3 protein-coding genes are annotated in these 1221 nt (G+C 73.6%); 1 reads left to right on the forward strand and 2 read right to left on the reverse strand.

Annotation, left to right across the window (positions count from 1 at the left end):
• Both MXD58_RS24945 and MXD58_RS24950 read right to left on the reverse strand, forming a co-directional pair.
• Window positions 1–293 (reverse strand): hypothetical protein (locus MXD58_RS24945; RefSeq protein WP_250610077.1); only part of this gene is annotated, 293 nt, incomplete at its 3' end.
• A gap of 114 nt (window positions 294–407) precedes the next feature.
• Entirely contained in the window at window positions 408–689 is a 282-nt protein-coding gene (locus tag MXD58_RS24950) for a GlsB/YeaQ/YmgE family stress response membrane protein (protein WP_248839469.1), read from the reverse strand.
• 293 nt (window positions 690–982) lie between these two features.
• On the opposite strand from MXD58_RS24950, the gene tatA reads away from it, so the two are divergent.
• The coding region (gene tatA / locus MXD58_RS24955; protein WP_250610078.1) for a Sec-independent protein translocase subunit TatA at window positions 983–1221 on the forward strand (239 nt) is incomplete at its 3' end.

Below are 1221 nucleotides of genomic sequence, written 5' to 3' on the forward strand. Positions count from 1 at the left end.
GCGCCGGCCCGCACGCGACCATCGGCCTGGGCGCCACGGCCCGGCCCCACCGTCGCGCTGGCCCGGGTACCACCGGGCGGGTCGGGCTCGGCGCCGTTGCTGGTACAGGCGCCGAGCAGCGCCGCGATCACCAGAAAGGACGCCACCAGCGTCCCCGGCGCGCCACGGCGCAGCCGCTGGGCGCGCGACGAACAGGGCCGACCCCTGGTGTGGCTGGCGGCGCGGACCAGCCACAGACAGTCGAAACTGCCGAAACGGGCGGCGAGGCGGCGATCAGCACGCGGCGTCTGCACCGTCGAAGGGTAGGCATGGATCGCCCCCTCGGGCGCGCCGGCACCCGGATGTTCCCGTGGCGTCGCGGGCGGAGCGCCGCCACGGGAACACCCCCCGCGCCGCCATGGGCGGCGTCAGCGGCGCAGCGCGTGCCGGCGCCCACCCACCGCCCGCCAGATCAGCAGCACCACGATCGCCCCGAGAATCGACCCGACGATCCCCGAGGGCTGCAACGCGCCCTCACCGAAGTCCTTGTCGAACAGCACGTAGCCGAGGAAACCCCCGACGAACGAGCCGACGACACCGAGCAGGATCGTCGCGGGAATGCTCATCGGGTCCGGCCCCGGCACCAGCAGGCGGGCGAGAGCACCCGCGATCAGACCGAGAACCACCCAGGTAATGAGCGTCCAGAGCATGACAGCCTCCGACAGGACGAGATCATCGGCGGGGACGCGCCGGTGATCGACGGCGAGACAGATCACGATGTACCCGCCGGGTCAGAACCCAACCCGTCACCTGCGCGACCACCCGTACGCCACGGTGAGTGACCGACCCGCGCCCGCCGCCGGACCGCTGCGTCCCCAGGGCGCAGGGGGGCGCTCACCGTCGTCCACAGAACCCCCCGAGCCCGCCCGAGCCCCCACCAGGCGGTCGTACGATGCCAGGGAAGGCCGGCGGCAGGTCCGACCCTGGGCGAAGGACGGTTGACGTGGCTGACATCGGCGCGCCAGAGCTACTCATCATCATCGCGGTCGTCGTCGTGCTTTTCGGCGCGAAGCGGCTGCCCGACGCGGCCCGTTCCTTCGGCCGCTCCCTGCGGATCTTCAAGTCCGAGGTGAAGGGTCTGCGCGAGGACGACGAGCGCGCCCCCGCACCGCCGGTGCCGACCCCGGTGGCGCCCGCCCGGCCCGTCGCGACCACCCCCGTCCCCGCCGCGGCACCCACGAG

The sequence above is a fragment of the Frankia sp. AgKG'84/4 genome (assembly GCF_023242965.2).
Classification (GTDB): Bacteria; Actinomycetota; Actinomycetes; order Frankiales; family Frankiaceae; genus Frankia.